At 69.6% G+C, this 7,412-nt stretch carries 7 protein-coding genes; 6 read left to right on the top strand and 1 reads right to left on the bottom strand.

Annotated elements, in window-relative coordinates; translation table 11 throughout:
- From sucB to G6038_RS15275, 5 genes are all read left to right on the top strand, one after another.
- Nucleotides 1-1,486, top strand: a 1,486-nt coding sequence (gene sucB / locus G6038_RS15295; RefSeq protein ID WP_165038692.1) for a 2-oxoglutarate dehydrogenase, E2 component, dihydrolipoamide succinyltransferase, incomplete at its 5' end; no start/stop codon positions are given.
- 110 nt (nucleotides 1,487-1,596) lie between these two features.
- Nucleotides 1,597-2,487, top strand: coding sequence for a TIGR01777 family oxidoreductase (locus G6038_RS15290; protein ID WP_165038691.1), 891 nt, complete (start codon nucleotides 1,597-1,599; stop codon nucleotides 2,485-2,487).
- Between the two features lie 46 nt (nucleotides 2,488-2,533).
- On the top strand, nucleotides 2,534-3,316 hold the full coding sequence (lipB, locus tag G6038_RS15285; RefSeq protein WP_165038690.1) for a lipoyl(octanoyl) transferase LipB: 783 nt from the start codon (nucleotides 2,534-2,536) through the stop codon (nucleotides 3,314-3,316).
- Between the two features lie 67 nt (nucleotides 3,317-3,383).
- Complete coding sequence (gene lipA / locus G6038_RS15280) at nucleotides 3,384-4,394, top strand: lipoyl synthase (RefSeq protein WP_346772826.1); 1,011 nt, start codon at nucleotides 3,384-3,386, stop codon at nucleotides 4,392-4,394.
- Nucleotides 4,395-4,449: 55 nt separating this feature from the next.
- Nucleotides 4,450-5,178: a DUF4191 domain-containing protein gene (locus G6038_RS15275; protein ID WP_165038689.1), complete on the top strand. Its 729-nt coding sequence runs from the start codon at nucleotides 4,450-4,452 to the stop codon at nucleotides 5,176-5,178.
- A gap of 75 nt (nucleotides 5,179-5,253) precedes the next feature.
- On the opposite strand, the gene G6038_RS15270 is transcribed toward G6038_RS15275, so the two are convergent.
- Nucleotides 5,254-5,730: an RDD family protein gene (locus G6038_RS15270; protein WP_165038688.1), complete on the bottom strand. Its 477-nt coding sequence runs from the start codon at nucleotides 5,728-5,730 to the stop codon at nucleotides 5,254-5,256.
- Nucleotides 5,731-5,943: 213 nt separating this feature from the next.
- Between G6038_RS15270 and glnA the strand changes: the two genes are divergently transcribed.
- Nucleotides 5,944-7,380: a type I glutamate--ammonia ligase gene (gene glnA / locus G6038_RS15265; RefSeq protein WP_165038687.1), complete on the top strand. Its 1,437-nt coding sequence runs from the start codon at nucleotides 5,944-5,946 to the stop codon at nucleotides 7,378-7,380.
- Nucleotides 7,381-7,412 lie beyond the last annotated feature (32 nt).

Genomic DNA, 7,412 nt, shown 5'->3' with positions numbered 1-7,412 from the left:
CGAGGAGGCGGCGCCCGAGGAGCAGCCCACCCCCGAGCCCGAACCCGAACCCGAGCCCGCTCCGGCTCCGGCTCCGGCTCCGTCCGGATCCGACGCCGGCGCCGGCGCCGCCGAGGGCACCCCGGTCACCATGCCGGCGCTCGGCGAGTCCGTGACCGAGGGCACCGTCACCCGGTGGCTGAAGTCCGTCGGTGACGAGGTCGCGGTCGACGAACCCCTGCTCGAGGTGTCCACCGACAAGGTCGACACGGAGATCCCGTCCCCGGTTGCCGGTGTGCTCCTCGAGATCAACGCCCAGGAGGACGAGACCGTCGAGGTCGGCGGTCAGCTCGCGGTGATCGGATCGGGAACCCCGGCCGCGGCACCGTCGAAGCCCGAGCCGAAGCCGGAACCCAAGCGCGAGCCGAAGCCGGAACCCAAGCCCGAACCGGCGAAGCAGGCGGCCCCCGAGCCCGCCAAGCAGGCCGCTCCCGAGCCGGTGAAGCAGGCCGCTCCGGCCCCCGCTCCGGCCCCTGCGGCCGAGGAGACCGCGGGCGGAGCCACGCCGTACGTGACGCCCCTCGTCCGCAAGCTCGCTGCCGAGCACGGCGTCGACCTGTCGACGGTGTCCGGCACCGGTGTCGGCGGCCGCATCCGCAAGCAGGACGTGCTCGCCGCTGCCGAGGCCGCGAAGGCCCCCGCCGCCCAGGCGCCGGCGCCCGCCGCCAAGGCTCCGGCCGCCGCTCCGGCCGCAACCGCCGGTGTCCGTCCCGAACTCGCCCACCTGCGCGGCACCACGCAGAAGGTCAACCGGATCCGTCAGATCACCGCGATCAAGACCCGCGAGTCCCTGCAGACCACCGCGCAGCTCACCCAGACCTTCGAGGTCGACGTCACCAAGATCGCGCACCTGCGGGCGCAGGCCAAGGCGACCTTCGCCGAGCGCGAGGGCGTCAACCTGACCTTCCTGCCCTTCTTCGCGAAGGCCGTCGTCGAGGCCCTCAAGGCGCACCCGAACATCAACGCCTCCTACGACGAGGACAAGAAGGAGATCACCTACCACGCGGCCGAGCACCTCGGCATCGCCGTGGACACGGAGCAGGGTCTGCTCTCCCCGGTGATCCACAACGCCGGCGACCTGTCGCTGGCCGGCCTGGCCCGCGCGATCGCGGACATCGCCAAGCGTGCCCGCAGCGGCGGCCTCAAGCCGGACGAGCTGGCGGGTGGCACCTTCACGATTACGAACATCGGCAGCCAGGGCGCCCTGTTCGACACGCCGATCCTGGTGCCGCCGCAGGCGGCGATGCTGGGCACCGGTGCGATCGTCAAGCGGCCGGTGGTCGTCACCGACGAGGTGGGCAACGAGTCGATCGGTGTCCGTTCGATGTGCTACCTGCCGCTGACCTACGATCACCGGCTGGTCGACGGCGCGGACGCGGGCCGGTTCCTCACCACGATCAAGCACCGCCTCGAGGAGGCGGCGTTCGAGGCCGACCTGGGCCTGTGACCCATCGGGTGTAGCCCGGCACTCACCGGACCCGAAGCGGGGGCATCGTCACACCGACGAGGCCCCCGCTTCGGCGTTCCGGTCCCGGCAGATGCGGGAGAATCACCGGCATGCGCATCCTCGTGGCCGGCTCGTCGGGGCTGATCGGAACTGCCGCGGTCGCGTGGCTGCGGGCGCACGACCACGAGGTGCGCCGCCTGGTGCGGCGTCCGCCGGGGGCGCCGGACGAGTGGTCCTGGGACCCGCGGACGGGGCGGGTCGATCCCGCGGCGCTCGACCGCGTCGACGCTGTGGTGAACCTGTGCGGGTCGAGCGTGGGTGCGCGGCGCTGGTCGGGCGCGGTCAAGCAGGAACTGCGCGACAGCCGGATCGTCCCCACCGACGTCCTCGCCGCCGCCGTCGCGGCCGCCGGGGTGCCGACGCTGGTCAATGCGGGCGCCGTCGGCTTCTACGGGGACACCGGCGAGACGGTGGTGGACGAACGCAGCCCGGCCGGGCAGGGGTTCGTGGCCGACCTGTGCCGCGACTGGGAGGCTGCGACGGCACCGGCGCGTGAGTCCGGGGTCCGCACGATCGTTCTCCGTACCGGGATCGTGCTCGCGCCGCACGGGGGCATCCTGCGCCGGCTCGAGCCGCTGTTCCGGCTCGGGCTCGGTTCCCGGCTCGGCGACGGCCGGCAGTACATGTCGTGGGTGGCGCTCGAGGATGCGGTGGCAGCGCTGGGCTTCGTTCTCGGTCGCGGCGACATCGCCGGCCCGGTCGACGTCACCGGCCCGGCCCCCGTGACGAATGCCCGGTTCACCGAGGCGCTGGCGCACTCGGTGCACCGGCCCGCGCCGTGGACGACGCCCGGTTTCGTGGTCGCCGCGGTCGTCGGGGAAATGGCCCGCGCACTGGTGCTCACCGGGCAGCGTGCCCTGCCGGCGGTGCTCGAGTCGACGGGCTTCGAGTTCCGGTACCCGACGATCGGTGCCGCCCTGGGGAACGCGCTCGCGTCCTGAAGTCACCTCTTCGCGACGGCTCCCCGACGGCGTAGGGTCGTGGACTATGAGCAGCGCATCTTCCTCCGCCCGTTTCGATTCCGAACCCGTCGCGGTGGCGCACCTGGGGCTGATCGGTTATCTCGAGGCGTGGGAGCGGCAACGGGAGATCGCCGCCGACCGGGCCGAGGGCCGCGGTGTCGACACCCTGATGTTGCTCGAACATCCGCCCGTGTACACCGCCGGTAAGCGCACCGCCCCGGAGGACCGCCCCACGGACGGCACGCCGGTGATCGACGTCGACCGCGGGGGCAAGATCACCTGGCACGGACCCGGACAGCTGGTGGGCTACCCGATCATCCGGCTCGGCGAACCCATCGACGTCGTCGGCTACGTGCGACGTCTCGAGCAGGCCCTGATCGAGGTCTGCACCGAACTCGGGCTCACGTGCGGCCGTGTGGAGGGTCGCTCGGGTGTATGGCTGCCGGCCGAGCTGCGCGACGGGCACTGGCTGCCCGAGCGCAAGATCGCCGCTATCGGGGTGCGGGTGCAGCGTGGGGTGACGATGCACGGGTTCTCCCTCAACTGCGACGCCACCCTCGACGCGTTCGACTCGATCGTGCCGTGCGGCATCCGCGACGCGGGTGTCTCCTCGCTCACGGGTGAGCTCGGACGGGACGTCACCGTCGCCGAGGTGATGCCGGCGGTGACGGCGGCGGTGATCGACGCTCTCGACGGCCGCCTGCCGGTGACGGACCACGACATCGAGCGGGTGACGTTCGAACAGGCCGTCGGTGCCGAGCCGCCGCAGACCCCGCGGCCGGAGTTCACCACGGTGCGGTACGGCTGATCGTCGCCTGCAGGGGCTGCGCCCCGGGGTGGGTCCGGCCGGTAGCGGCGGGCGTAGGATCGAGCCCGTGACTGTGGCCCCAGAAGGACGCAAACTGCTGCGGATCGAGACCCGAAACGCGCAGACGCCGATCGAACGCAAGCCGAACTGGATCAAGACCCGGGCGAAGATGGGCCCGGAGTACACCGAGCTGAAGGGACTGGTGCGGCGCGAGGGCCTGCACACCGTCTGCGAGGAAGCCGGTTGTCCCAACATCTACGAATGCTGGGAGGACCGGGAGGCGACGTTCCTCATCGGCGGCGAGCAGTGCACCCGTCGATGCGATTTCTGCCAGATCGACACCGGTAAGCCCGCCGAGCTCGACCGCGACGAGCCGCGCCGCGTCGCCGAGTCGGTGCAGGCGATGGGGTTGCGGTACTCGACGATCACCGGTGTCGCCCGCGACGATCTGCCCGACGGCGGCGCGTGGCTGTACGCCGAGACCGTGCGGCAGATCCACGAGCTCAACCCGGGCACCGGCGTCGAGAACCTCATCCCCGACTTCAACGGCAAGCCCGAACTGCTCACCGAGGTCTTCGAGTCGCGTCCCGAGGTACTCGCGCACAACGTCGAGACCGTCCCCCGGATCTTCAAGCGCATCCGCCCGGCGTTCCGCTACCAGCGGTCGCTGGACGTGATCACCGCGGCCCGCGAGTTCGGCCTGGTGACCAAGTCGAACCTGATCCTCGGCATGGGCGAGACGCCGGAGGAGGTCACCGAGGCGCTGCACGACCTGCACGCCGCCGGCTGCGACATCGTCACCATCACCCAGTACCTGCGCCCGTCGCCGCGGCACCATCCCGTCGAGCGGTGGGTCAAGCCCGAGGAGTTCGTCGCGCACTCGGAGACCGCCGAGAAGATCGGCTTCGCGGGCGTGATGGCCGGGCCGCTGGTCCGGTCCTCGTACCGCGCGGGCCGCCTGTACGCGCAGGCCATGGCACACCACGGCCGCGAATTGCCCGCCGCCCAGGCGCACCTGGCCGAGGGGGGCACGGCAGCCCAGGAAGCCAGCTCCGTGCTCGCTCGCCTTACGCCGTAGCCGCACCGGACCCGCGGTGGTGAAGGGATCACCGCGGGGAAAGTATCCTGGGTGCATGGCGAAAGGCAGCAAACCCGACAAGGAAGCGAAGGCCGCGCGCAAGCAGGCGTCGAAGGAGCGGCGAACCCAGCTCTGGCAGGCGTTCCAGCTGCAGCGCAAGGAAGACAAGCTGCTGCTGCCGTGGATGATCGGCGCGATCGTCGTCTCCACCCTGGTGTTCTTCCTGATCGGGCTGATCTTCGGTATCGAGTGGTTCCTCCTGCCGGTCGGTCTGCTCGTGGGGGTGCTGCTCGCGTTCGTCATCTTCGGTCGCCGGGTGCAGAAGACGGTCTACGGCAAGGCCGAGGGCCAGGCCGGCGCGGCGGCATGGGCGCTGGACAACCTGCAGGGCTCCTGGCGCGTCACGCACGCGGTGGCCGGGACCGCACAGCTCGACGCCGTGCACCGCGTCATCGGCCGCCCGGGCGTGATCCTGGTCGCCGAGGGATCGCCGCAGCGCGTGAAAGCGCTTCTCGCACAGGAGAAGAAGCGGGTGGCGCGCCTCGTCGGCGACACCCCGATCTACGACGTCGTGGTCGGCAACGACGAGGGCCAGGTCCCGTTGTCGCAACTGCAGAAGCACCTGTCGAAGCTGCCGCGCAACATCGACACCAAGCGGATGGACGCGATCGAGGGTCGGCTGGCCGCCCTGAGTACCAAGAAGACCGGCGCCGCGCTCCCGAAGGGTCCGATGCCGGCCGGCGCGAAGATGCGCAGCGTCCAGCGCACGATGCGCCGACGCTGAGGCCCGCCCGACGACGGGAGCCTGCACCGGATCGATCCGGTGCAGGCTCCCGTTCGGCGTTTCGTGGGGGGTGCGTCAGCGGGACCGTACGAGGGCCGTGCCGGTCGCCCGGTCCTGCAGGCCGCGTCCGTCGACGTCGGTGACGATCGCCGGCGCGATGAACACGAGCAGCATCTGCCGCGCCAGGGCGCGAACCGGCCCCACTCGCACGGGCGCGTCGACCCGGGCGACCTGGAGGCCGACCAGATACTGCCCAGGGGTGAACGAGAACAACGTCACCGTGAGCACCCCCACCACGAACCACACCAGCAGGGTGTAGGTGGACAGCTGAGGGTTCTCGAAGGGACGTTCGCCGACGATGGCGGTGGCGATACCGACGGAGGTGAACCAGTCGATCGCCAGTGCGCCCGCCCGCCGGCCGGTGCCCGCGAGCGCGCCCGGGCCGTCCTGGGGCAGGCCGAGCAACTGCCCGCGGTAGTCCTGGGCCTTGTCCTGCCCCTTGGGGATCGCCGCAGCGGGTCCGGAGAGCCAGCTGCCGGTCATGCGTGCCATGCTCTCCAGGATAGGGTGCAACGGGCGGACCGGCCCGACCCCACGTACCCGCCGGTGACTTCTACCACAAAAAGAGTCCTCACGACACCGGAAGACGAGCTGTAACATCGGTGAAACATGGGATTGATGGTCGGGCAACACCAGCTCAATACGGTCTGTATCCGACGCAGACGCCCCATCCCCATGGCGCGCATTGACTGAAGGAGCACAAGCGTGGCGTTCACCTCGGCCGAAGAGGTCATCAAGTACATCGAGGACGAAAACGTCGAGTACGTCGATATCCGATTCAGCGACCTCCCCGGCGTTCAGCAGCACTTCTCGATTCCCGCGAGTGCGTTCACCAAGGACGTGTTCGAGGACGGCCTGGCGTTCGACGGCTCGTCCGTTCGCGGCTTCCAGTCCATCCACGAATCGGACATGATGCTGCTGCCCGACGTCACCACCGCGCGCATCGATCCCTTCCGGGCCGCCAAGACGCTGAACATCAACTTCTTCGTCCACGATCCGTTCACTCGTGAGTCCTACAGCCGGGACCCGCGCAACGTCGCCCGCAAGGCCGAGGAGTACCTCGTCAGCACCGGCATCGCCGACACCGCGTTCTTCGGTGCCGAGGCCGAGTTCTACATCTTCGACTCGATCCGCTACGACTCGCAGATGAACGGCGCGTTCTACGAGATCGACTCGGTCTCCGGTTCGTGGAACACCGGCGTCGAGCTCAACGCCGACGGCAGCCCCAACCTCGGCTACAAGGTCCGCCCGAAGGGCGGCTACTTCCCCGTCGCACCGTACGACCACTACGTGGACCTGCGCGACGAGATCTCCACCAACCTGCAGAACGCCGGCTTCGAGCTCGAGCGCGGCCACCACGAGGTCGGCACCGCCGGTCAAGCCGAGATCAACTACAAGTTCAACACCCTGCTCGGTGCGGCCGACGATCTGCAGCTGTTCAAGTACATCGTCAAGAACACCGCCTGGAAGCACGGCAAGTCCGTGACCTTCATGCCGAAGCCGCTGTTCGGTGACAACGGTTCGGGCATGCACGTGCACCAGTCGCTGTGGAAGGAAGGCAAGCCGCTCTTCCACGACGAGTCCGGTTACGCGGGCCTGTCGGACCTGGCGCGCTGGTACATCGGTGGCATCCTGCACCACGCGCCGTCGCTGCTCGCGTTCACCAACCCGACGATCAACTCGTACCACCGTCTGGTGCCGGGTTACGAGGCTCCGATCAACCTGGTCTACAGCCAGCGCAACCGCTCGGCCGCCGTGCGCATCCCGATCACCGGCAACAACCCGAAGGCCAAGCGCCTCGAGTTCCGCGCCCCGGACTCCTCGGGCAACCCGTACCTCTCGTTCGCCGCGCAGATGCTCGCCGGTCTCGACGGCATCAAGAACAAGATCGAGCCGATGGCCCCGGTCGACAAGGACCTCTACGAGCTCCCGCCGGAGGAGGCCAAGAACATCCCGCAGGCTCCCACCAGCCTCGAATCGGTCATCGACAACCTCGAGCGCGACCACGAGTACCTCACCGAGGGCGGCGTGTTCACCAGCGACCTGATCGAGACCTGGGTCTCGATCAAGAGGGAGCAGGAGATCGCGCCGGTCAACCTGCGGCCGCACCCCTACGAGTTCCAGCTGTACTACGACTGCTGAGCCCGTTCCGCACGTAGTTCGTCACGAATCCA

Source organism: Rhodococcus sp. 14C212 (genome assembly GCF_011058195.1).
Classification (GTDB): domain Bacteria; phylum Actinomycetota; class Actinomycetes; order Mycobacteriales; family Mycobacteriaceae; genus Rhodococcus; species Rhodococcus aetherivorans.
Note: the sequence above shows the minus strand (reverse complement) of the source record. Positions and strands in the feature narration are given on the sequence as shown.